The following is a 25,790-nucleotide window of genomic DNA, read 5'->3' on the forward strand; positions in this document are numbered from 1 at the left end:
GATGTGGGCGAAGCTTCGGGGTTTGTCACGGGGAACAAATTCCTCTCCCTTTGGGAGAGGAAGGGGCCCGCTCGGCGAAGCCGAGTGGGAAGGTGAGGGCAGATAAAGGATGGCCTGCCCTCACCCTTTTCGCCGACTCCGGCGGCTCCCTCCCTCTCCCAATGGGAGAGGGAATTAGAAGAAAAAAAGGGCGCGCCGCAAGGACGCGCCCCTCCCCTTTTCACCCGAAAACCAGGTTCAGAACTTGGTCTTGAGCGTGACGAAAAATTGCTGCGGCGCCCCCACGAGCAGCGTCTGGTTGTCGCCGCGATTGCCGAAGCCGTTCGACCCGATCGTGGCGATATACTTCTTGTCGAACAGATTGGTCGCATTGCCCTGCAATTCGAACTTGCGGCCGTCGATATTGAGGCGGACGCCGACCGTCGCGTCGACCAGGACGCGGCCGGGAACCGACTGATCGTTCTCGTAAGTGAAGTAGCGCTTCGACATATAATTCGCGCCGATCCGCCCGAAGAACAGCTGACCGTCATAGGTGATCTCGCCCGAGGCGATGTGCTTGGGCGCGTCGACCACCGTCTTGTCCGCGGTGTTGGCGACCAGCACGCCCTTCGCGTCGAAGACGTTATCGCGATAGGTCGAGTCGTTATACGCATAAGACGCGAACAGGCCGAAGCCGTAGGGCAGCTTGACCTGGCCCGTCGCCTCGATGCCGTACGAGCGGACCGAGCCGACATTCTGCAGGATCGCCGGATTGCCAATGATCCCGGCGCCATTGGCGAACGCGATCAGGCGGTTCTGGAAATCGATATAATAGCCGGCGATCGAGCCGGTGAACGGCCCCGACCGCACGCGCACGCCGAGTTCGTACGTATCCGAGCTTTCGGGTTTGAGGTTTCCGAGATTGTTGAATCCCACCTGCGTCGTCGCGAACGGACCGCCGGTGGCCGAGGCGACGAAGGCGCGAGTCACTTCGGTGAAGCCGCCGAACACTTCCGCCTGGCCGCCGAGCTTGTAGACGAAGCCGGCATGCGGCTGGAACCAGTCGGTGGTCTTGATCTTGCCCTGGGCCAGTCCGCCCCCGACGATCGGCGTGGCGGTGGCGCGAACGTCATAGCCCTTCCAACCGAGATTGATCGTCAGCCGGCCGAACGTCAGCTTGTCCTCGACATAATATTGCACAGTGTCGGTGTGATATTGGAAATCCCATTGCGTCGCGAACGCGTAATCCTGGAAATCCAGGCTGTCGCGAGTCGAGGCCGTCAGGCTGTCGAGCCCGTAATAGCGGCGCGCCTGGCGGAAATCGTTGCGCTCATACCAGCCGCCGACGGTCAGTTCGCCGAATGCGCCGAGATCGCCGCCGACCGAGCCGAACACGCCCTTGCGCCGAATGTCATATTCGGTGGTGCGGACCGAGATCGGCACACCCGATGGTGAGGGCACGTACGGCGTGAACCAGATGCCCTGGCCGTGGTTCGAATGGTAATAGCCCTTCAGGCTCCACTTGATCTTCGAGTCCCCGCTGCTTTCGGCGCCGAGCGAAGCGAGATAGTCGTTGCGCAGGCCCGCCGCGTCGAAATAGGCATCGTCGGCATTGGCGATCGGCGCCGGCCAGGTCGTTCCCGCCGCCGGATTGAGCTTGGGCGCGCCGGTATAGCCGGTGTTCGCGCCGACATCGGCGACCTTGACCGCCAGCGGAAAGTCGTTGCTGATATTGTCCCAGCGCCAGCCCAACCGGCGGATCATGTCGAGCGACATGTCCTGATAGTCATTCTCGCGCCGAGCGGAGAAGTCGAACGTGCCGACCAGCCGGACGCCGGGCGTGACCGGCGCGACGAACTTGGCGTTGACCTGGCTCTGGCGTTGCGAGCCCCAGCCCTTCCACTTGTCGGTGTCGGCAAAGGCGTAGGAGACATAGGCCGACGGCCCGTTTTCGCCCAGCGTGCCGGTGTCGAGGCGGAAGAAGGCGCGGACCGCATTGTTGCTGCCATAAGTGCCGTTGGCCGTGGCGCCGAACGTGTCGGTCGGGTTGGAGGAGAAGAATTCGACCGTGCCGCCGAGATTGTTGGTCGCCTGCGTCCCGATCGACCCGGCGCCCTGCGACACCCGCGTCTCGCCGATATTCTCCGAGCTGATCGCGCGGCTGATATGAAGGCCGTTGACGTTGCCATAGCTGCCGTCGCCGAGCGGAATACCGTCGAGGGTGAAGCCCAATTGGTTCTGGTTGAAGCCTCGGATCGAGACGCGTTCCGACCATTCATAAGCGCCGAACGGGTCGGCCGACTGGAAATTCACGCCGGGCAGTTTCGAGATCGCCTTGAGCGGGCTGGTGCCGGAGGCCAGGATGTCGATATCCGCAGCGCCGATCCGCTGCACCTGACGCGATTCCCCACGGCCGATGACGACGATGTCGGTCGCGTCGGTCGTGTCGGTAGCGGCAGGCGCGCTATCGTCGGCCGCAGGCGCCGCGGCCGCGGATTTGTCGTCGGCAGCGGGCTTGTCCGCGGCTTGGGCGGCGAGCGGCCAGGACAGAGCGGTGCCGGCCAGCAGACAGGCGGATACGATGCGGATCATGAGACATTCCCTTTGGGCTACGTGGATCGTTCCCACTGGGCTCGCGCCTAGGCATGCTGCGTTGCACAATGGCGGCATTTGGGTTGCAGTCTGGAGAAAGGTCCGTGACGGACCCGTGACGATCGCAACCCAGGGCAGTTACGAATTGTGCCGACAAGCCTTGTGTTGCAAAGATGCAACACTAAATTCGTGGCAAGATTCGATCAGGGACCACCAATGAACCTCGAAAAATTTACCGACCGCGCCAAGGGCTTCCTGCAATCCGCGCTCACCGTCGCGATCCGCATGAACCATCAGCAGATCGCTCCCGAACATCTGTTGAAGGCGCTGCTGGAGGACGAGCAGGGCCTTGCCGCGGGCCTGATTCAAAAAGCTGGCGGCGACGCGAAAAAGGCGACGAGCGAAACCGATCTCGCTTTGGCCAAGATCCCCGCCGTGTCGGGCTCGGGCGCGCAGAGTCAGCCGGGGCTCAACAACGATGCGGTACGCGTGCTCGATCAGGCCGAACAGATCGCGCAGAAAGCTGGCGACAGCTACGTCACCGTCGAGCGGCTGCTCGTCGCGCTCGCGCTCAGCCTCAACACCGCTGCCGGCAAGGCGATCAAGGCGTCCGGCGCGACACCTGAGGGCATCAACGCGGCGATCAACGAACTGCGCGGCGGGCGCACTGCCGATACTGCAGGCGCCGAGGACCGCTATGACGCGCTCAAGAAATTCGCCCGCGACCTGACGCAAGCGGCGCGCGACGGCAAGCTCGACCCGGTGATCGGCCGCGACGAGGAAATCCGCCGCACGATCCAGATCCTGGCGCGCCGCACCAAGAACAACCCCGCGCTGATCGGCGAGCCCGGCGTCGGCAAGACCGCGATCGCCGAGGGCCTGGCGCTGCGCATCGCTAATGGCGACGTGCCCGATACGCTCAAGGACCGGCGGCTGATGGCACTCGATCTCGGCTCGCTGATCGCGGGCGCCAAATATCGCGGCGAGTTCGAGGAGCGACTCAAGGGTGTGCTCGACGAGGTGAAAGGCGCCGAGGGTGACATCATCCTGTTCATCGATGAAATGCACACGCTGATCGGCGCGGGCAAGACCGATGGCGCGATGGACGCGTCCAACCTGTTGAAGCCGGCACTGGCGCGCGGCGAGTTGCATTGCGTCGGTGCGACTACGCTCGACGAATATCGCAAGTACGTCGAAAAGGACCCGGCGCTGCAGCGTCGGTTCCAGCCGGTGTTCGTCGGCGAGCCCACGGTCGAGGATACGATCTCGATCCTGCGCGGGCTCAAGGAAAAATATGAGCTGCACCACGGCGTGCGGATCACTGACGCCGCGCTGGTCGCGGCGGCGACGCTCAGCAACCGCTACATCACCGATCGTTTCCTGCCCGACAAGGCGATCGACCTGATGGACGAGGCGGCGAGCCGGATCCGCATGGAAGTCGAGTCCAAGCCGGAGGAGATCGAGACGCTCGATCGCCGTATCATCCAGCTCAAGATCGAGCGTGAGGCGCTCAAGAAGGAGACCGATGCGGCGTCGAAGGATCGCCTCGTCAACCTCGAAGGCGAACTCGCCAATCTCGAGCAGCAGTCGAGCGAGCTGACTCAGCGCTGGCAGGCCGAAAAGGACAAGATCGGCGCCGAGGCCAAGCTCAAGGAGCAACTCGACGCCGCGCGCATCGCGCTCGACCAGGCACAGCGATCGGGCGATCTCGCCAAGGCGGGCGAGCTGTCCTACGGCACCATCCCGCAGCTCGAAAAACAGCTTGAGGCGGCGCAGGGCGCGACCGTCGGCGCGATGCTGCGCGAGGAAGTCACCGCCGAGGACATTGCCGGCGTCGTCAGCCGCTGGACCGGCATCCCGGTCGACCGGATGATGGAAGGCGAGCGCGCCAAGTTGCTCCAGATGGAGCAGCAGCTTGGCAAGCGGGTGATCGGCCAGGCCGATGCCGTGCGCGCCGTCTCGACCGCGGTGCGCCGTGCCCGCGCCGGGTTGCAGGATCCCAACCGTCCGCTCGGCAGCTTCCTGTTCCTCGGCCCGACCGGCGTCGGCAAAACCGAGCTGACCAAGGCGCTGGCCGAATTCCTGTTCGACGACAGCGCGGCGATGGTCCGGATCGACATGAGCGAGTTCATGGAGAAGCATTCGGTCGCCCGCCTGATCGGTGCACCGCCGGGCTATGTCGGTTATGAGGAAGGCGGCGTTCTAACCGAAGCGGTTCGCCGGCGGCCGTATCAGGTCGTGCTGTTCGACGAGGTCGAGAAGGCGCATGGCGATGTCTTCAACATCCTGCTCCAGGTGCTCGACGACGGCCGCCTGACCGACGGCCAAGGCCGCACGGTCGACTTCACCAACACGATCATCGTGCTGACCTCCAACCTCGGCAGCCAATATCTGTCGAGCCTGGGCGACGGTGAGAGTGTCGCTTCGGTCGAGCCGCAAGTGATGGAGATCGTCCGCGGGCATTTCCGCCCGGAATTCCTCAACCGGCTCGACGAGATCGTGCTGTTCCACCGGCTGGGGCAAAGCGAGATGGCACCGATCGTCGACATCCAGGTCGAGCGCGTCGGCAAGCTGCTCGCCGACCGCAAGATCGCGATCGACCTGACCCAGGCCGCGCGCGACTGGTTGGGGCGTGTCGGCTACGATCCGGTCTATGGCGCCCGGCCGCTGAAGCGCGCGGTCCAGCGCTATCTGCAGGATCCGCTCGCCGACCTGATCCTGTCGGGTGAGGTCAAGGACGGACAGACGGTCAAGGTCGATGAAGGCGATGGCAAGCTGACCCTGACGGTCGTCTGACCCGCCATCACCGGATAAAAAAGGGGCCGCTCCATCGCTGGAGCGGCCCCATTTTTTTGGCTTTTGGCGGGGATCAGAACTTGAAGTTCGCGCCTGCGCGGAAGTAGCGACCGACGATGCCTGTCTGGGTCCAGGTCGGATTGTAGTTGGCCGCCGCGCCGGCATAATTGGCGGGGTTGAGCGGCGCCGATGCGTCCAACACGTTGATCACGTTCACGTAGAAGGTGAACTTGTCGTTGACCTTGAACTGGGCAACCAGGTCCAGGTCGAAGAACCCCTTGGTGTGGCAGAAGGTCTCACCGGGATTGTAGAGCTGGTCGGCACAGGTCGTAGCCGTGGGGCCGTTCTGATCGGTAGCGATCGTCTTGTACCCGCTGACATAATAAGCCGTGCCGGTCAGCGTGAACTTTCCGACCTCAAGGCTATTCTGCCAATTGGCGCGCCAGCGCGGCGTGCCGGCGCCCGACGACAGAATGTACGGCGCCTGGGTGCCGACATAATCGAGGACGTTCCCGTCACCACCGTCGAAGCGGTAGTAGAAGATTTCCGTCCCTTCGAGGCGGCTCGTCAGCTTCGCGCCGCCAAGCGGGATACGCGCCTCGAGCGACACGTCTACGCCCGACGTCTCGAGCGACGCCGCGTTGGCGTATGGCGAGTTGACGATCAGCACCTTGCGGATCGCGTTCGGGAACTGCGGATCCGGATCGTCGAGGACCAACGAATAGCCCGCGGGCAGCGCCTGACCCGAATAGTAATTGTCGATGGCGACACCCGACAGCGGGCCGCCCGAAATCACGTCGGTCTTGCGGATATTGTAATAGTCCGCGGTAAAGCTCAGCCACCGTGTCGGTTCGATCACCACGCCACCGGTGAAGCTACGCGACTTTTCCGGTTTCAGATTCGGGTTCGACGCGCTGTTGAAGCCGATCGAATAGGGCGACACATAAGCGTTGCCGCCGGCGCACCCATCAGGAGTCGCGACGCCGCCATGCGCAATGATCGCCGAACAAGGTGGCGTCGCAGAGGTATAGCCGATCACCGCGCCGTTCTGCGATTCCGCGAAGCTCGGCGCGCGGAAACCGCGCGAATAGGTACCGCGGATCATCAGCTGTGGGATCGGGCGGAACTTGAAGCCCGCCTTGGGCGAAAAGTTGCTGAACCCGTCCGAATAGTGGTCGTAGCGCCCCGAAAGGTTGATATCGACGGCCTTCACTACCGGGGCGTCTACTTCGAAATACGCCGAGTAGATCGTGCGCTTGCCCGACGCGGTCACGGCATTGAGGCCGAGGAACGCGTTGTTGGCATTGGCATTCGGGTTATCGAGTGTCTCACGCCGGATCGAACCACCGACGCCGACCTGCAGCGGGCCGCCGGGAAGCTGGAACAGCTCCTTGGTCAAATTGCCCTGGATCATGTACAATTCGCTCTTCGCGGTAGTGATCGCGTTGGGCGAAATGGCATCGATCACAGACTGCGGAGTCGCTGACGGGTTCACGAAATTGTACGTGCCGTTGAGGACCGCCGAGGTCAGGCCGGCAATGTTGATATAGCCGGCATTTGTGCCCTTCAGGTCGCTGCGCGCATAAGTGGCATCGACCGAGTAGGTCCAGCCGTCGCCGAACTTGCCGCTGATGCCACCGGCGACCCGATAGACGTCGTTTTCGGTGGTCGCCCGCTGGATGAGCTGCGGGAAGGCGAAGGAAAGCTGCGCATCGACGCAATCGACGCCCTCGGTGCAGCCAGCCACCGCATAGGGGTTGTTAGGATTGACCTGCCCATTGGCGAGAATGGCCGGCAGCACGAGGTTGGTGGTGTTGATCGGATTGCGCTGGCGCACAGAGAAAGGCGCCGCTTCCGAATAGACCTTACTGTGGTAGTAGGTGCCGGTCAGATAGGCCTGCGCATTGCTGCCGACATTGGCGGTCAGGTGGGCGGTGGCGCCGTAGCGCGTCTGCTCGGGCTGGAGCGTGCCGTACGGAATCTGATTCTCTTCGCAATAATCGCCGGTCGCGTCGCTGTGCTGAATCGTCAGGCCGTTGGTCGCACAGCCGCCGGGATTGAGGATCCGCGTTGCCAGCGGATCGCCCGCCCCATCGACCAGGAACTGACCGGAAAAGATATCGCCGGGTACAGCCTCCATCGCCGGGCGGACGACAGCGCTCGTTGTGCCGAGACGCGTGCCGAACCCGCCGTCCGCACCGACATTGCCGTTGATGCCGCCGATCGAGCTGAGGTCGGCGGTATTGTACGGGAATTTGCGGTTCGCCGCCGAGATCATCTCGTCGTGCTCGTATTCGCCGGTAAGGTAGATGTTGAAGCCTTGGGTCGACAGATCGCCATAGCCGTAAGTCAGCGTCAGGCGCTGTTCGCCACCGTCACCACGCTCCGAAATACCGCCTTCGGCCGTACCCTCGAAGCCCTTGATTTCCTTGCGGGTGATGATGTTGACCACGCCGCCGATCGCGTCCGCGCCATAGGTCGACGAGGCGCCGTCCTTCAGCACCTCGATCCGGTCGATATTGCTCTTCTGGATCGAGTTGAGGTCGACGAACGAGCGCTGGCCGTCATCGGCATAGGGATAGCTGGTGGTACGGATACCGTCGATCAACACGAGCGTCGAGTTGACGGTCAGACCACGCAACGACACGCCCGCACCGCCCGAGCCGAAACCATTGGCGAATGCCGACGGGATCGAGCCGGAATTGTCCGCGGAGATCGACCGAATAGCATCGGCCACGTTGGTGATGCCGGCCTTTTCGAGATTCTCGTTCGTCAGCGTGGTGATCGGCGACACGGTATCCCGGTTGGAACGGAACAAAGTGCCGGTGACGACGATATCGCCGCTGCTCGCGGACTGGTCGTCCTGAGGCGCCGCGGGAGCGGGTTCGGCCACGGGCGCGGGCGCCGGGGCGGGCGTGTCCTGGGCAAAAGCGGGGGCAACGTACAACGCCGCCGACGCGCCGGCGCCGCACAGCACGAGCGCACGCCAAGCGGCGCCTCCGCGAAGCGAACGCGAAACAGTCGTGTTGATTTTCACAAGGTCTTCCCTTTGCCTGGCCCGTCCGTTCCCCCTTGCGGTGCGAGCGTCGCCAAGCCCCTGCGAACCGCCCTCCCAGGCCCGTTCGAGGCAATGGGCGGGGGATGGAACCTGTGCGGAAAGGTGTAAAGCCGGCATGGATCGCCGCGCATTGGTTTCGTTCCGGCTGTAGCAAATTGGCCACACGGCGAAGATCGACTGGAGCGCAACCAAAAATGGGGCCGCTCCATTGCTGGAGCGGCCCCGATCAACTCAGTCGATGAGAGCGAGGATCTAGAAGTCGACCTTCGCGCCGACGCGGAAGAACCGACCGGTAAAGCCCTGGCCTTCCCAGGCCACGTTGTAATTATAGCCGAGGTTGTAGGACTGGCCGGGGTTGAAGTCCGGTTTCGCGCCAAGGATGTTCAGCGCGTTGGCGTACAACGTAAAGTGATCGGCGATCTTCGTGCTCGCGGTCAGATCGAGCGTGACGAAGCGCTTGGCTCGGCACTTGAAGATCGTCCCGTCGGCATAGGTGGCCGCCGAAACACCGCCATTGGCGTCGCAATCGCCCTTGATGCCACCGTAATCGATCGACGCCATGTCATAGCCGCTGGTGTAGTTCACCGTGGCGCTCAGGTATGTCTTCCCGAAATCCAGCGTGTTGGTCCAGGTGCCGCGCCACTTCGGCGCACCCGAGCACGACGTGATGTCGCACGGGCTGAGCGTGCCGTCATAACGCTGGACGCCTGTCGACAGGTTTTTCTCCAGCTTGATCAGGTATGACGCGTCGACCCGGCTGGTGAAGCTGATGCTGCTACCGATCGGGAAGCGCGCAGTACCCGAAAAGTCGAGACCCGAAGCGGTTTCAGAATCGGCGTTGACGAACGAATATTGAATGAAGCCCAGCAATGGCAACGCGTTGGGATGATCCGGATCCTTGATGCCCGGAAGCACCGTCAGGCCAGGAATGTTCACAACGCCGTTATTGGCATAATAGGCATCCTCCACACCCGAATAATCGGGGTTGGTGATCAGGCCCTTGATCTTGATGTGCCAATAATCCGCAGTGAACGAGAAGTTGCGGTTCGGCTCAATAACGATACCGCCGGTATAGGACGTCGATTTCTCCGGCTTCAGCGACGGATTCCCAACGGCGGTCAGGCCATAGGAGTAAGGCTGGGTGGCATAGGCATTGCCGCCGTGGGCGGCGATGAACGCCGGATCGCTGACCTGGGCTGTGATATAGCCGGTCGTCGGCAGACCATAAGCCTCGTTAAAGCTCGGAATGCGGAAGCCCTTCGAGAAGGTACCCCGCAGCTTGATTTCCTTGATCGGCTTGAAGATCGCGGTGAACTTCGGCGAGAAGTTCTTCTGCCCCGACGAATAGTCGTCATAGCGCCCCGAAGCGTTCAGGCTCAGCATATCCACAATCGGCGCCTCGACTTCGAAGAAGGCCGACTTGACGTTGCGGCTGCCGGTCGCACCCACGGCGTTGACGCTGTAATAGCGATCGGCCGGGTTGACCTCGTTGGCCGGGTTGGCGCTCGGGTTGGTGATCGATTCCTTGCGGTACGATACGCCGACCGCCGCCGACAATGCCCCGCCCGGAAGCTGGAACAGGTCCTTCGACAGCGTTGCCTGGGCTTGCCACAGGTTCGAGCGTGAGTTTGTGACATTGATCGGCGCGATATAATCGCGGATCGCCTGCGAGTTCAGCGATGGATTGATGAAATTGAAGCTGCCGTCGTTGATCACGTCGACCAGATGCTGGGCATAGAGGTAGTTCTTGTTGGTGATCTTCAGGTCGACCTGCGACCAGGTGAAGTCCGCCGCATAGCGCCAGTTATCGCCGAAAGAACCGTTGACGCCCGCCGACGCGCGATAGGTACGTGCATCCGACAGCGTGATACGCGGCTGGTCGTAACGGTAGTTCACCCGTGCGAACTGGCCGCTGGCGGCATAGGGATTGTTCGGGTTGAGCGTACCGTTGGCTGCCGTGCAGGCGACGGTCGTGCCACGCGGGCAGACATAGACCGGCAACAGCACCGGGCTTAGCGTGAACTGCGTACCGCCCGCTGCGGTCTGGCCAGCGAACGACAGCGGAGCGATCGACGTGTCGGTCTTCGTCTGATAGAAATTGAACATCGCATAGGCCTGCGCCCTGCTGCCCAAATTGACCGTGCCACGAATGGTCCCGCCCAAACGTTCGACTGTAGGCTGCTCTTGGAGATAACGGTTGACGTTGTCTTGCTGGCACTGCTGCGCCCCGTTCGTCACCCCGGTATAGCCGACGTTGTTGAACGAGTAGCTGCCGTCGGTGTTCTGGGTGAACCTAGGCGCCGCCGACCCTTGCTGGGCGGCGTTGAGCGTGACGGATGTCAGATTTCCGCACCCTGCCCCAGGATTGGCGAGCTGCCACGGCCCCATCGCCACGGTGCCGGGCGCGAACGTGTGGCTGGTGCCGCCCGGATCTACAAAGGTTAGGGTGGTTGTATTATAAGGACGGATGGCGGGAACCATGGTCGATCCAACGCCCGGGAACGAGCCGTCGCCCTGAATGCCGTTTACCACGCCGTTGTTGAGGCAGTTCCCGGGCGCATTGCAGATGCTGCTCAGATCAGCGCCGTTATAGGGAAACTTGCGGTCACGCGCGTAAAGCGGATCGTTCTTCTGGTACTCGACATTGGCATAAATGTTGAAGCCCTGCTCCGACAGCTTGCCATAGCCGACCGTGCCGCTCAGGCGCTGCTCGCCGGCGTCGCCATATTCCGAAATGCCCGCCGATCCGTCTAGGTGAACGCCGGTGATTTCCTTCTTGACGATGACGTTGACCACGCCGGCCACGGCGTCGGCGCCGTAGGTCGACGAGGCGCCGTCCTGGAGCACTTCGATGCGATCGACGATCCCGCTGGGGATGGTGTTGAGATCTACGAAGTTGCGGTGGCCGTCATCCGCCAGCGGATAGGGCGCGCTGCGGAGACCGTCGAACAGGGTCAGCGTGTTGCCGGTGGTCAGACCGCGCAGCGATACGGCGGTGGCGCCGGTCGCGAAGTTGAAGCTGTTCCAGCTCTTGTTCATCGAGCCGGCATTGTTAGCCGCCAGCGAGTTGATCGCGTCGGCCACGGTGTTGAGGCCACGTTTGGCCAAATCGTCCGAGGTCAAGGTCGTCAGCGGCGCGGCGGTCGCAGTCGCCGAATTGCGCAACAGCGTACCGGTAACGACGATTTCGGGCGCTGCCGCCTGATCGTCCTGCGGTGCGGGCGCGGCATCCGCCGCCGGAGCCTGGGTGTCCTGAGCGAATGCCGGAGCGGCGAACAAAGCCGCCGACGCGCCGGCGCCGCACAGCATCAGCGCGCGCAGCGCGGCGCTTCCGCGGAGCGAACGCGAAACAGTCGAATTGGTCACGAAATATTCCCTTTGCCTGGCCCGTCCCTTGCCCCCATTTCAGGTTCGAGCGTTGCCAAGCCCCTACGAACCACCCTCCCAGGTACGTCCGAGGCTAATAGGGCAGGGATTAAGCTTGGCTTTCCCGCTGTAAAGCTAGGTTTGACAAGTTCGGGCGCGTTTGATCGCACCTGTAGCAAAAAGGTCACAAGCTCCTCCGTCGGGCAACCAGGCCGCGCAGACAAATGAAAAGGGGCGGAGCCTTGCGGCCCCACCCCTTCAGTTTTCTCATTCTGACGGATCAGAACTTGAAGTTCGCACCCGCCCGGAAGGTACGGCCGATGACGCCAGCGTAATGCCAGGTCGGCAGGTAGTTCGTACCCGAATACGAGGTCACCGCGATCGGTGCACGCGCATTCGTGAAGTTGCCGACATTGAGATAGAAGCTGAAATCGTCGTTCACCTTAACCGTCGCATTGAGGTCGGCATAGATGAAGCTCTTGATATAGCAGTACTTCGATACGGTTCCGGTCGGATAGGGATAGAACGCCCCAGCCGAGCCTGCGCACGAAAGATCGATATTGTTATTCGCGTCCGCATCCAGATCGTCAGCGCCGACCTGCTTGATCCGGCCCACGTAATACGTCGTCGCGGTCAGCGAGAAATTGCCGATCTGCAGGGTGTTCTGCCAGTTGCCGCGGAAACGCGGAGTACCTGCACCCGACGACAGTTCGTACGGTCCGATCGTACCCGCATATTTGCGGACCACACCGTCACCGAAATCGACATTGAAGTGCAGGATCTGGTTGACGTCCAGTCGGCTGATCAGCTTCACATCGTCGGTGATCGGAATACGCGCCTCAAGCGAGTAATCGAGACCGGCGGTCTTGAAGTAACCCGCATTGACGTACGGACCGTTGATCACGAGCACGCGCGGCAGGGCGTTCGGGAACAACGGATCGATCGCGTCGGTGGCACCGCACGAATAACCCGGGATCGCAGCGACCGCAGCACAGCCAGCGGCGGCAGCGGCAGCACCGGACGGATAAGTGTTGCCGGCAACCGAATAATAGGCGCTACGCGCCGCACCGGCGTTCGGACCGGCGACGATCACGTCCTTCTTCTTCACGTTGTAATAGTCGACCGTGAAGCTCAACCACCGAGTCGGCTGTACGATCAAACCCGCGGTGAAGGCACGCGAGGTCTCCGGCTTCAGGTCCGGATTGCCCGAGAAGCCGCCACCGACGCTGTACGACTGAGCATATGGATTGGAGCCGGCCGTGCACTTCGTGGGATCGACCGCATCAAACGTGCCGCCGTGAGCGACCTGGAACTTGCAGTTCGGCTGGTAGGTCACGAAGCCCGGATAGCTCGACCGCGGGTTGCTTTCGGCGAAGGTGGGAGCGCGGAAGCCCTTCGAGAAGGTGCCGCGAAGTGCCAGTTCCTTGATCGGCGTGAACTTGAACCCGACCTTCGGCGAGAAGTGGCTGAAGCCTTCCGAATAATGGTCGTAACGGCCCGACGCGTCGATCTCGAGTTCCTTGAGGACCGGCGCGCTGATTTCGAAATAGCCCGCCGACACCGTATGCGCACCGAACGCCGCCGCCGTGTTGGCATAATTGGCGAGGTTCGGATTGAGGCCCGGATTGTTGAGCGTTTCGCGACGGATCTGGCCACCGACCGCGACCTGCAACGGACCACCCGGCAGCGTCAGCAATTCCTTGGCGATCGACGCGTCGAGCGACGCGAGCGACGTATAGGCCCGGTTCGTGACGGTCGGCGAGATCAGGTTACGCACCGCCGCAGTATTCAGGCTGGGGTTGACGAAATTGTATGCCCCGGTGTTCACCGCCTGCTTCAGGCCGGCGATATTGATGACGCCGAACGCATTCAGCTCCATATTGTCGCGCGCGCCGACTGCCTCGACCCGGAAACTCCAGCCATCGCCGAACTTGCCGTTGAGGCCGATAGCGCCACGGATAACCTCGTTGCCACGCTCGGTCGCGGCCGGAATGTCGCCGAACAGGTAATAGACGCGCGCCGCATTCGCCATCGCCGTCGCCGCATCGGCGCCCAGGTTGGTCGCATAGGGGTTGTTCGGATTCAGGCGACGATCCGCCGCAGTGACGCAGTCGACGCCCGCGTTGCAGACGAAATAGGGGAGCACGATGCCCGGGTTGTTCGACGCCGTGGTCGGCGCCGCACCATAAGGCTGACGCTGACGGATTGCCGGCGGCGTGCCCTTGATGTTGACCTGGCTGTGCGAATAGCTGCCCAGCGCGTACAGTTCGATATTGTCGCTGACGCGATAGCTGAAGCGGCCGGTAAAGGAGTATTTCTCCGAGAACGGCTGCACCTGGCTAAATTCAAGCGTATTATTGTGGATACACCCGATATTGCCGGACGAATCGGTGTACGTACCCTTGGTGCAGCTCCCCAGATTGAGCGTCGAATAAGCGCCGGTTGCCGCAGTACCGCCCGTGAACGGGTCGTTGAGGTTCGACTGGGTGGTGCGGCGCACGACCGCGTTGATCGTGGCGGTGGAAAGCGCACTGTCGGCGGTGTTCTGATCAGCCAGGCCGATCGAGCTCAGGTCGGTGGTGTTGAACGGAAAGCCGACATCGGCGACCGAAACACGACCGTCGCGCTGATACTCACCATTGACCCAGAGGTTCCAGCCGGCCGTCTCGTAATCGCCGATGCCGCCCATGAGATTGGCGCGATAGCGCGAGGCATAGCCGCCTTCGGCAACGCCGCCTTCGACGCCGCCCTGAAGGCCCTTGAACTGCTTGCGCAGGATGACGTTGACCACGCCGCCGATCGCGTCGGCGCCGTAGGTCGACGACGCGCCGTCCTTGAGCACTTCGACGCGCTCCACGGCGCTGAACGGGATCGAGTTCAGGTCGACATAGGCGTTGTGGCCGTCGTCGTTGAGCGGGAAGTTGGTCGAGCGCAGGCCGTCGATGAGCACGAGGGTCGATGAAACGCCGAGGCCGCGCAGCGAGACCGCCGAGCCACCGGCCGAGAAGCCGCCCTGGAAACCGGTCGGGATCGAGCCGGCGCTATCGGCCGAAACCGAGCGAATCGCGTCAGCGACCGTGGTGATGCCGGCGCGGGAAAGGTTTTCCGTGGTCAGCACGGTGACCGGCGACGGGGTCTCGGTGTCGGTGCGGCGGAACAGCGTCCCGGTGACGACGATGTCGGGCGAGTTGTCGGTCGCCTGGTCGCCTGCGGGGGCGGGAGCCGGCGAAGCAGGCGTTTCCTGCGCCTGAGCGGGCGTCGCCAGTGCGAGCAGGCCGAGCGGAGCCGCGGCAGCAAGCAGGCGAAGCTTGGACGTCGTTCGGAAAGATACCATCGATGCGTAATCCCCATGTAGCGGGCCAGGCCCGCGCTCGTTTACCGGCGCGAATCATGAGCCCCCAATACCGTCAGACCTCTGAGCCTGTCCGGAATGAGCGACTGGTTACCGCCGATACAATCGTTGTAAAGCTGGAACGCCAAATGATTGCCGATTTGCAGCAGAGAGTTACACGAAAGTCACACCGAATACGCAGGGTCCGGCCGATCGAGAGCCTCACATTTCAAATTACGGCGCGGGCGCCATCGATCCTCGGCAATGTCATTTGGTACAAGTTGGAACTGGCGTCGCGTTTGTCTTGAGCCCGCGAGCGCCTATCATTTCCGCACCCACGGAATGTCAGTGATGTATTGTAGCAATACAGTGCGTCAGCTAGAGTTATTTCGCCTGCCATTAGTCCGATCGCCGGCAGCGTTTCGATCTTCACGTCGCGCCTTGCAAGCCACGTTGAAGCTGACCCGCACGGCCCTTAACCGGCGCAGCGCCGATCACCAGTCGCCCCTGGATCATACCGCATTTTGAAGCTGAAAGTGCCGGCCGGTCGTCGGCTTACGCGACGCGGATGCATATTAACGGTGACCGGTGTGGCGCGAACGATCGCGACCTAACAGCATCATCGTTTGAACCTCCGGCGGCGGGCTTCCACCCGCCGCCGGCATATTTTCGTCAGAACTTGAAGTTGGCGCCGGCGCTGAACTTGCGGCCGACCACGCCAGCATAATGCCAGGTTGTCAGGAAGTTCGGCGCGCTCGCATAGGCCGCGGCCGCCAATGGCGCCCGAGCGTTGAGCACATTGCCGACATTGGCAAAGAACGTGAACTTGTCGTTGACCCGCACCGACGCGTTCAGATCGACGTTGATGAACGAGTTGATGTAGCAGAACCGCGGATCGTTGTTCTGCGGGGACGACCGTGTGTAGAGATTGCCGCCCGCACAATCGAGCGGCAGCCCTTGATCCTCGGACACAGCTTTGATCTTGCCGACATAATATGCCGTCGCCGACAGCGACCAAGGGCCATTCTCGATCGTGGTCTGCCAGTTGCCGCGCCAATCAGGCGTGCCGTTGCCCGAAGAGAGGTCGTACGGCCCAAGCGTACCGGCATAATGCTGGATGGCGCCGGTGGTCGTATGGAGATCGTACTTGAAGATATGCGTGACCTCGACCTTGCTCGTGAACTTGAAGGTGCCGGTCGAGAACTTGACCGACGCCGATGCGTCGATACCGCTTGTGATCGCGAAGTTCGCGTTGACCCATGGCACGTTGAGAATGAGGAGGCGTGGCAAGGCGGTCGGATAGAGCGGATCGACCGCATCGACCACATTGCACGAATAACCCGCACCGACGGCGGCGACCGCCGCGCAGGCCGCAGTCGCGTTGGCCGCACCATAATAGGCACTCACCGCCGCCCCAGTCAGCGGGCCGCCGACGATCAGGTTCGACTTCTTGACGTTGTAGTAATCAACAGTTGCGCTGAACCACTTTACCGGCTGGAAGATCGTGCCCACCGTGAAACTACGCGAGGTCTCGGGCTTCAGGTTCGGGTTACCGGCATAGCCACGGCCAAGGGAATATTGTGTATTGTAAGGATTACCGTTGGCGTTGCACGCCGTGGTGTTTCCCGTTCCACCATGAGTAAGGATGAAGTTGCACGGTGGCGTCGTGCTGACGAAGCCGGCATATTGGCTGTTGGCCCCCGACTCTGCGAAAGTCGGCGCACGGAAGCCTTCCGCATAGGATCCGCGGATCGCGAATTCCTTGATCGGAGTCAGCTTGAATCCGACTTTGGGCGAGAAGTGGCTGAAACCCTCAGAGTAATGGTCGTACCGGCCCGACACGTTGATATCGAGAATGCTGAGGACAGGCGCGTCGAGTTCGAAATAGCCCGCCCAGACGGTGTGCTTGCCGAATGCCGACGAGGTGGTCAGGCCGTAGGTATCGAGCGCCGCGTTCTGGTTGCGATTGATCAACTTCTCGTTGCGGACCTGACCGCCGACCGCGAATTGCAACGGCCCGCCCGGCAGATCGAACAGCTTCTTCGAAACCGACGCGTCGAGCGAATACATCTGCGAATAGGACGGAGTAACCTTGTCGGGGGCGATCGTATTGCGCACGGCGTCGGTATTCGCCGACGGATTGACGAAATTATACGAGCCAGTGTTGATCGCCTTCATCAGCCCAGCAATGTTGAGTAGGCCATGCTGCGTGATCTGAAGATCGTCACGCGCATAGACGCCGTCGATCTTCCAGTCGAAGCCGCTGAAGCTGCCGTTCAGGCCGGCTGCCACACGCGCGACCTCGTTGACGCGATCGCTGCCCGCCTTGATGTCGCCGAACAGGTAATAGATGCGCGCCGCCCCTTGGCTTGGGTTGGCGGCATAGGTTGCGGCATACGGGTTGTTCGGGTTGAGTTGGCGGTTCGGATCGGTCGCGCAATTGACGCCCGCTGCGCAGATATAGACCGGCAACACGATGCCCGGGTTGCTCGACGCGATCGCCGGCGCGCCGCCGAAGGGCTGCGTCTGGCGGATCGCCGACGGGAACGCGCTGGTAATGCTGACGAAGTCGCGGCTATAGCTGCCCATGACATAGGCTTCGATATTCTCACTCAGCCGGACGCTGAACTTTCCGGTGAACGAATAGCGCTCCTGCTTAGGCTGGACCTGTCGATACAGATCGGTCAGATCGTACTTGCAACCGACGCCCTGTGCCAATCCGCTGGTCACCGAATAGGTGCCCGCCGCACAATTTTGCAGGCCGAGTGCGACATATTGGTTGGTGAGCGGAGACCCCGCCTGACCCGACAGCGGGTTGTTGAGGTCGCTTTGACCGACACGGGTTACGTAGGCGGTTGGGGTGTTGACGGTCAGCGACTGGTCGGCGGTATTGTTGTCGAGACCACCGACGGGCCTCAGGTCCTGGGTGTTGTAGGGGAAACCGCGATCATGGTTCGAGATGCGACCGTCCCATTGATATTCTCCGTTGAGGTAAAAGTTCCACCCCTTGGTCTGATAGTCGCCAATGCCGGCGGTCAATTCGGCACGGTAGCGCGAGCCGTCGCCCTTTTCGGTGGTACCGCCTTGGACGCTCCCCTCGAGTCCGGTGAATTGCTTCTTGAGGAAGATGTTCACCACGCCGCCGATCGCATCGGCGCCATAGATGGACGAGGCGCCGTCCTTGAGCACCTGAACGCGGTCGACCAGACTAAACGGGATCGAGTTCAAATCGACATAGGCATTGTGGCCGTCGTCGTTGATCGGGAAATTCGCGGAACGCAGGCCGTTGATCAGGACCAGCGTCGACGACACGCCGAGGCCACGCAGCGACACCGCCGAACCGCCGGCCGAGAAGCCCGTCTGGAAGCCGGTGCCGATCGAGCCCGCGCTGTCGGCCGAGATCGAACGGATCGCATCGGACACGTTGGTGATGCCGGCCTTGGCAAGGCTGTCGGACGTCAGCACGGTGACCGGCGACGGCGTCTCGGTGTCGGTACGACGGAACAGGGTGCCGGTGACGACGATGTCCTGCTGCTGGTCGTCGGACGCCACGGCGTCAGCTACCGGCGTCGCCGGCTTGTCCTGCGCAGCAGCCGGCGCGGCCGCAAACATCAGACCGAGCGGCGCGGCGGTCGCGAGCAGCCGGTTGCGGTACGCGTTGTTGAAAAAGGCCATCGAAGTGAAACCCCCATTTACAGGGGATCAGACCCGCGCGCCGGCGGTGCCGCGCGCAGGATCACATCCCCATCGATTGTGACCGCAAGCCCTCCAGCACCGGTCGATGAGCCGTGGGTAAGGCCGAAGCGGGCTTTGTAAAGATTCTAAGCAAGGTCGAACTAGCTTTTGGAATCCACGCGTAGCGCGGCTGCAACAAAGGGTCAGCCTTGGTGTCTTATTTCACTAAGGCAGTGACGCCTATTTCGTCCCCGGCATCGGTCCCGCGACCAGCAGCGGATCGATCTTCGCATTGCGCCAGCGCAGGCTCCAATGGAGATGCGCGCCGGTCACGCGCCCGGTCGCGCCGGAAAACGCGACGATCTGCCCCCGCTTCACCGCCTGGCCGGGCGTGACGACGATCCGCGACAAGTGCATCAGCGCGCTGTTGAGGCCCATGCCATGGTCAATCATCAACAGGTTGCCTTCGAGCAGGAAGGGATGATCGGAGGCCAGGATGACGACGCCGTCGGCCGGCGCCAGCACCGGGGTACCCGCCGGCACCGCGACATCGGTGCCCGAATGGTAGGCCCCCGCCTCGCCGTTGCGATAGATGCGCTGCGATCCGAACAGGGTCGAGATACGCCCGGTTGCCGGCCACATGAACGGCTGCCGCCACCCCATAGAGCTCGTATCCTGGCGCCGCGCCGCGTTGATCTGGGCGATTTCGGCTGGCCGTAATTTCTCGAATTGCGGCATCGGCACGGGATATTTGGGCAAGGTCGACAGACGCGAGATGTCCCAAGCCCGTGGATTGATCGTCAGCGTACGCGAGACCGAGCGGCCATCGTCCAGCGTCGCGGCCACGGTTGCCGCCGGTCCGGCATCGCGATCGAAGGCAATCACGAAGCGGCCGTCGGGCGCCACCGGCACCTCGTCGCCGTTGAAGCTGACCCGCTGGGTCCCGGCGGGCGCGGTGCCGATGAGCAGGCCGCCCTGGATCATGCTGCCCTTGAAGCTGAAATCGCCGAGCGGCACCGTCGGCATGCGTGACGCGGGCGGCGGCGGTGTGGCGACGACCACGGGCGCGGGACGCGTGGCGGGCGGCGAGCCCGGCTCGACGCAGCTACCCAGCATGCTCAACGCGGCGAGGCCGAGGACCCAGCGCCGCGCGCGCCTCACTTCCGTCCTTCAGCCTCTAGCGCGAGGTCGGCACTGGCATAGGCTTCCTGTCGCGCGACGCTCCAATAGCGCAGATCGTCGAGCGCGATCGGTACGCCCGATATTGCGCAGGTCACATGGCCCCCGGGCACCAGCACGCGAAAACCATTGGCCATGTAGTGGAGGCGCGCCGGCCGATCGGTATTGGACATCAGCATTGCAGCGATCCTCGAAATCTCAAAAAAGTCAGGCCGGCCCCGACTAGTGTTACAGCAACGTCGGCTGGTCCGGCTTATCCTTTACATATGCCTTGCCGCCCGCGCCCTCAACCCGCGCCGCGACGTCACCGTCACCAAAATGGAGCACCAACGCTCCCGCCTTGCGCGCTGCTGCGGCGCTGGTCAGGACGCCACCCGTCTTCGCCTCGACCCAGGCATAGCCGCGGTCGAGCACATGGCTGGGATTGAGCGCCTCGACCAGCTTCCAGGCGCCCGCCAACCGATCGCGCGCCGCGGAGAGACGTTGTGCCAGCATCGCCGGCCGCAACGCCCCGGCGCTGCGATCGAGCTGGCCGCGCGCCAGCGTGATGCGCCGTTCGAGCGCGCGGTCGAGCCGCTGCGCATTGTCGTCGGCACGCTGGCGCTGCGGCCCCAGCAACGCGTCGCGCTTGGGCAGCAACCGCGCCAGCGAGTCGCTCTGCTCGCGCCCGCGCTCGACATAGCGCCTGGCGCACCGTTCGGCGCGCTGCGCGTATGAATCGAGACCCAACCGCAAATCGGCCAGCACCGGCACTGCGATTTCGGCCGCGGCGGTCGGCGTCGGCGCGCGCAAATCGGCGGCATGGTCGGATAGGCTGGTGTCGGTCTCATGCCCCACGGCCGAGATCAGCGGGATCGAGCAGGCGGCGATCGCCCGGACCACCACTTCCTCATTGAACGCCCACAGGTCCTCGACCGACCCGCCGCCACGCGCGACGATGACGAGGTCGGGACGCGGCACCGGCCCGCCCGGCGCGATGGCATCGAAGCCGCGGATCGCCGCGGCGACGTCGCGCGCCGCACCGTCGCCCTGCACCTTGACCGGCCATACCAGGACATGCGTCGGGCAGCGATCGGCGAGCCGGTGCAAGATGTCCCGGATCACCGCGCCGGTCGGCGAGGTGACCACCCCGATCACCTTCGGCATGAACGGCAGCTTTTTCTTGCGGCCCTGGTCGAACAGGCCTTCTGCGCTCAATTGCGCCTTGAGCTTTTCGAGCAACGCCATCAGCGCGCCTTCGCCCGCCAGCTCCATGCGGTCGACGACGATCTGATATTTGGAGCGGCCGGGATAGGTGGTCAGCTTGCCGCTGACGATCACCTCAATCCCGTCCTGCGGGCTGAACGGGATCAAAGCCGCCTGCCCTTTCCACATCACGCCATCGATCACCGCCTGGTCGTCTTTCAGGCTCAGATAGCAATGGCCGGAGGCGGCGCGCTTCCATCCCGAAATCTCGCCGCGCAGGCGCACGCGGCCGAATTCGCCCTCGACCATCCGCTTGAGTCGACCCGACAGTTCGGACACGCTTTCGGCGGCGGAATTGTCGCCGGGCATGGCCTCGGCTACCAGCCGCGGCGAATCTTCTGGAAAAGGGTCGGGCATGAACGTCCTGCTGATCGGATCGGGTGGACGCGAACATGGCCTCGCGTGGAAGCTCGCGCAATCGCCGCTGCTCACCAAACTCTACGCCGCGCCCGGTAATCCGGGCATAGCGGAAAGCGCCGAGCTCGTCGCGGTCGACGTGACCGATCATGACGCGGTGATCGATTTCTGCCACACCAATCATGTCGAATTGGTCGTGGTCGGCCCCGAGGCGCCCTTGGTCGCCGGGATCGCCGACGATCTGCGCGCCGCTGGCTTCACGGTGTTCGGCCCCGACAAGGCGCCGGCCCAGCTCGAAGGATCCAAGGCCTTTACCAAGGCGCTATGCGACCGCGCCAATATCCCGACCGCAGGCTATCGCGCCGTCCACTCGCTGGAAGAAGCTCGCGCCGCGCTCGCCGCGTTCGGCGCGCCGGTCGTGGTCAAGGCCGACGGGCTGGCGGCCGGCAAAGGCGTCGTCGTGGCGATAACCGCCGCCGAAGCCGAGGACGCGATCGAAACATTGTTCGCCGAACCGGGCGCCAGCGCGGTGATCGAGGAATTCCTCGAGGGCGAGGAAGTCAGCCTGTTCGTGCTGACCGACGGCCAGGCGATGGTCGCGTTCGGATCGGCGCAGGACCACAAGCGCGTCGGCGACGGCGATACCGGCCCCAATACCGGCGGTATGGGCGCCTATAGTCCCGCGCGCGTGCTGACTCCCGACCTCGAAGCGCAAGCGCTGCGCGAGATCGTCGCGCCGACCGTCGCCACGCTGGCGGCGGAAGGCATGCCCTATTCGGGCGTGCTCTATGCCGGGCTAATGCTCACTAACGCCGGCCCCAAGCTGATCGAATATAATGCCCGGTTCGGCGATCCCGAATGCCAAGTGCTGATGATGCGGCTCGACAGCGATCTGCTGCCATTGCTGCTGGCGATAGCGCAAGGCCGGCTGGCCGAGGCGCCCTCCCCCGTCTTCAGCGAGGATGTCGCGCTGACCGTGGTGATGGCGGCGGTCGGCTATCCCGGCACGCCCGAGACCGGCGGCGCTATCGACGGGATCCAAGCTGCCGAGGCAGAAGGGGCGAAGATATTCCAGGCCGGCACCAGGCTCGCCGATGGCCGGCTCGTCGCGTCGGGCGGCCGCGTCCTCGCGGTCACCGCGCGCGGCGCCGATGTCCGCGCGGCGCAGGCCGCCGCCTATCGCGCGGTCGACGCGATCGACTTTCCCAGCGGCTTTTGCCGCCGCGACATCGGCTGGCGCGAGATTGCGCGAGAGGGCTGATCCCGATCACTGGCGAAACCAGCGCTCCCTCTCTAGGATAGCCGACGCTTCGTCGTACGGGAAAACTGTTCATGGACTCCGCCAACCCGCCACCGGTCGGTGCCGCCGCCTACATCTTTCAGGACTGGACGGTGATCGTGCTGATCCTGATCGCGGCGTTCGCGGTGCTGGTGATCGCCGGCATGATCTGGGGTCAGAAGAAAGCGCGCGAGCGCCACCGTGTCGAGGAAGCCGCCGAGGAGCGCGCTGAGGAAGCCGGCACGACCTTGCCCCCCGCACCCCCGCCGCCACCGGCGGCTGCCGATACCGGCCTGCCGCCCGATGAACCGCGCCCCCAGCCGGAGCCGGAAGCGCTGCCGAGCCCACCGCCTGCCTCGCCGGTCGCCCGTGACGTCGAACCGCAACCCCTAGCCGCGCGCGAACTCGCGCCGGAGCCAATCGCGGCGTCGGCAGCCGAGCCCGAATCGGTTGCGCAGACGCCGGAACCGGTAGCGGAGCCTGTGCCGGAACCGGAGCCAGCCGCCGAGGCGCCGACCGAGCCGCCGGCCCCACCGCCGGAACCCGCGCCGGCTCCGGAACCGGCCGCCGCATCGCCGGAACCCTCACCGCCGCCCGCGCCTGCCGCACCGGCACCGAATGCCGCCGGCGCGCTAGCGCTGACCACGATCAAGGGCCTCGGGCCCAAGGTCGCGGCCATGCTGGCCGAGCGCGGTATCACCCGGGTCGATCAGCTCGCGACGCTATCGCCGGACGAGGCGTCCACGCTCGACGTGCAATTGGGCGCGTTCACCGGGCGCATGGGGCGCGATCGCTGGATCGAACAGGCCAAGCTGCTCGCGGCCGGCGATACCGCCGCGTATGAGGCGGAGTTCGGGAAGCTGGGTTAGAGTCGTTTTCAGCTTCGCTGAGACGGTCCCGGCCCGCTCCCCCACCCGACCTCCCATAGAATAAACTGATTGGGAGGTCGGGTGGGGGAGCGGGCCGGTGCCGCGACCGTTTCAGCTTTGCTGAAACAGCCGCTAGGGCAACAGGCCGGCCGGCGCCAACCTGGCGATCGCCGCCATCATCGCGTCGAACGATTGGTCGGTGCCAGACGTGTTGAGCGCGATGTCGCCAAAGCCCATCGCCTTATTCGCGCGTGCCAGCTTGCCCTGCAGCGTCGTCGACGGGAACGCCCGCGGATCGCTCAGGAACAGGCATGCGAAGCGCTGGCGCTGAACCTTGCCAACGGAAATTCTCTCGATCGCGCTCCAGGGGATCGTCTGGTCGGACCATTGGCGCCACCAGACCCCCCGCGCATCGATCCGGAGCACGACGCCCTGCTGGAATAAGCGCGGCAGGCCGATCAGGAAGAATGCCCCGAATATGATGATCCCTGCCCAAGCCACCAAGGTGCGTTTCGTGGTCGGCGCATCCAGCCGGAGCAGCCAAATGCCGACCGCGACGAAGCCGAGCGCGCCGGCGAGCAGTAACAATACGCGCCAACGGCTCGCTTTGGCCTCGAACGGCGTCACTCGCCGCGCGCTCTCGACACCAGCAATTTGTCGATCCGGCGACCGTCGAGGTCGACCACCTCGAACCGCCAGCCCTGTTGCACAACACTCTCGCCTTCCTGGGGCAGCCGCTTGAGCGCTGCCAGGACCAGGCCCGCGGCGGTGGCGTAATCGCGATCGTCGGGCAGGTTGAGGTCGAGTTTCTCGGCGACGAGATCGGCCGAAGCCGACCCGGCGACCAGATAGCTGCCATCCTCGCGCTGGACGAAATCGGGGTTTTCGTGCGGATCGGTATCCGACGCGAAGGCGCCGGCGATCGCGGCGAGCAGGTCGGCCGGGGTCACGATCCCCTCGAAATGTCCATATTCGTCGTGGATCAGCGCCATCGGCACTTCGGCGCGCCGCAGCCGCACCAGCGCGTCCATCGCATCGAGCTGATCGATCACGATCGGCGCCGAGCGCATCAGCACCTTGAGATCGAGCCGATCGCCGCGGATCGCCGCAGCAACGATGTCGCGCGCCTGGACCACGCCGATCACCGAATCGACCGACCCCTCCGCGACCGGAAGCCTGGTGTGCGCCGTCGTCGCGAGCTTCTGGCGAATGCCCGCATCGTCCAGCCCGATATCGAGCCAATCGACTTCGGTCCTGGGGGTCATCACTTCGCGTACCGGCCGGTCGGCAAGGCGCACCACGCCCGAGATGATCGAGCGTTCATGCTCCTCGATCACGCCCGATTTGGACGCCTCGGCCACGATCAGGTGGAGTTCCTCGGCGGTGACCTGGTCCTCGCTGTCGTGACTCAGGCCGATCAGCCTGAACAGCATCGAACTGGTCGAATCGAGCAGCCAGACGACCGGCGCCGCGGCCCGCGCGAGCCAGGTCATCGGCAGCGCCATCACCGCGGCGATCGGCTCGGGCGAGCGCAACGCGATCTGCTTGGGGACCAGTTCTCCGATGATCAGCGAGAGGAAGGTGGTCAGACCGATCACCAGCGCGAAGCCGGCCTTGTCGGAGAATTCGGTACTCCACCCGAACCATTGCTGCAGCCTTATCGCGGTCGGCCCGCCCAGCGCCTCGCCAGAATAGGCACCCGAGATCACCGCGATGAGCGTGATCCCGACCTGGACGGTCGACAGGAACTTGCCGGGATCGGCGGCCAGGTTGATCGCCGCGCGCGCGCCACGGCTGCCGGTCCGCGCCATCGCCTCCAGCCGCGCCTTGCGCGACGAGGCGATCGCCAGCTCGCTCATCGCGAACACCCCGTTCACCGCGACGAGTATGAGGATGATGACGACATCGATCCATGGATAGGGCGCGGGTGGCGGGGGCAAGGTCATGATGTGCGCTTATGCCTACACGCGGGTACGAAGGTCGCGCAACATGGCGTGTCGTCGCTCATTCCCCTCCCGCTCGCGGGAGGGGTTAGGGGAGGGCATGTTGCAAGGTCGGATCTGA

General features: G+C 63.7%; 13 protein-coding genes. 3 read left to right on the forward strand and 10 right to left on the reverse strand.

All coding sequences use genetic code 11. From position 1 onward, the window contains the following. Window positions 1–237: 237 nt before the first annotated feature. Window positions 238–2,571, reverse strand: coding sequence for a TonB-dependent receptor (locus tag AC1DRD_RS16865; RefSeq protein WP_478042239.1), 2,334 nt, complete (start codon window positions 2,569–2,571; stop codon window positions 238–240). Between the two features lie 216 nt (window positions 2,572–2,787). Here AC1DRD_RS16865 and clpB point away from each other — a divergent pair, with 216 nt between their 5' ends. Beyond that, window positions 2,788–5,367, forward strand: a complete 2,580-nt coding sequence (gene clpB, locus AC1DRD_RS16870; RefSeq protein ID WP_478042240.1) for an ATP-dependent chaperone ClpB — start codon at window positions 2,788–2,790, stop codon at window positions 5,365–5,367. 73 nt (window positions 5,368–5,440) lie between these two features. On the opposite strand, the gene AC1DRD_RS16875 is transcribed toward clpB, so the two are convergent. The 7 genes from AC1DRD_RS16875 to xseA all read right to left on the reverse strand — a co-directional run bounded on the left by AC1DRD_RS16875 (window position 5,441) and on the right by xseA (window position 21,578). Then, window positions 5,441–8,404: a TonB-dependent receptor plug domain-containing protein gene (locus tag AC1DRD_RS16875; RefSeq protein ID WP_478042241.1), complete on the reverse strand. Its 2,964-nt coding sequence runs from the start codon at window positions 8,402–8,404 to the stop codon at window positions 5,441–5,443. 273 nt (window positions 8,405–8,677) lie between these two features. Next, a complete protein-coding gene (locus AC1DRD_RS16880) occupies window positions 8,678–11,791 on the reverse strand; it encodes a TonB-dependent receptor domain-containing protein (RefSeq protein WP_478042242.1) in 3,114 nt (1,037 codons plus the stop codon). 280 nt (window positions 11,792–12,071) lie between these two features. Next, the gene (locus AC1DRD_RS16885) at window positions 12,072–15,125 is read right to left on the reverse strand and encodes a TonB-dependent receptor domain-containing protein (RefSeq protein WP_478042243.1); all 3,054 of its coding nucleotides are present in this window, start codon (window positions 15,123–15,125) and stop codon (window positions 12,072–12,074) included. Between the two features lie 669 nt (window positions 15,126–15,794). Beyond that, on the reverse strand, window positions 15,795–18,797 hold the full coding sequence (locus tag AC1DRD_RS16890; protein ID WP_478042244.1) for a TonB-dependent receptor plug domain-containing protein: 3,003 nt from the start codon (window positions 18,795–18,797) through the stop codon (window positions 15,795–15,797). 240 nt (window positions 18,798–19,037) lie between these two features. Next, window positions 19,038–19,958: a peptidoglycan DD-metalloendopeptidase family protein gene (locus tag AC1DRD_RS16895; RefSeq protein WP_478042245.1), complete on the reverse strand. Its 921-nt coding sequence runs from the start codon at window positions 19,956–19,958 to the stop codon at window positions 19,038–19,040. After that, on the reverse strand, window positions 19,955–20,155 hold the full coding sequence (locus tag AC1DRD_RS16900; RefSeq protein WP_066807417.1) for a DUF2093 domain-containing protein: 201 nt from the start codon (window positions 20,153–20,155) through the stop codon (window positions 19,955–19,957). The genes AC1DRD_RS16895 and AC1DRD_RS16900 overlap by 4 nt, the downstream gene beginning before the upstream one ends. A 49-nt stretch (window positions 20,156–20,204) precedes the next feature. After that, entirely contained in the window at window positions 20,205–21,578 is a 1,374-nt protein-coding gene (xseA, locus tag AC1DRD_RS16905) for an exodeoxyribonuclease VII large subunit (RefSeq protein WP_478042246.1), read from the reverse strand. On the opposite strand from xseA, the gene purD reads away from it, so the two are divergent. Together purD and AC1DRD_RS16915 are read left to right on the forward strand one after the other, a co-directional pair. Next, window positions 21,577–22,839, forward strand: a complete 1,263-nt coding sequence (purD, locus tag AC1DRD_RS16910) for a phosphoribosylamine--glycine ligase (protein WP_478042247.1) — start codon at window positions 21,577–21,579, stop codon at window positions 22,837–22,839. The genes xseA and purD overlap by 2 nt on opposite strands. A 71-nt stretch (window positions 22,840–22,910) precedes the next feature. Beyond that, window positions 22,911–23,726 (forward strand): helix-hairpin-helix domain-containing protein, encoded by an 816-nt coding sequence (locus tag AC1DRD_RS16915; RefSeq protein ID WP_478042248.1) that lies wholly within the window; start codon window positions 22,911–22,913, stop codon window positions 23,724–23,726. 132 nt (window positions 23,727–23,858) lie between these two features. Here AC1DRD_RS16915 and AC1DRD_RS16920 read toward each other — a convergent pair whose 3' ends face one another. Continuing rightward, complete coding sequence (locus tag AC1DRD_RS16920) at window positions 23,859–24,353, reverse strand: STM3941 family protein (RefSeq protein ID WP_478042249.1); 495 nt, start codon at window positions 24,351–24,353, stop codon at window positions 23,859–23,861. After that, on the reverse strand, window positions 24,350–25,672 hold the full coding sequence (locus tag AC1DRD_RS16925; RefSeq protein WP_478029746.1) for a hemolysin family protein: 1,323 nt from the start codon (window positions 25,670–25,672) through the stop codon (window positions 24,350–24,352). The genes AC1DRD_RS16920 and AC1DRD_RS16925 overlap by 4 nt, the downstream gene beginning before the upstream one ends. Between the last annotated feature and the right edge of the window lie 118 nt (window positions 25,673–25,790).

The organism is Sphingomonas sp. P4_G2 (assembly GCF_056401155.1).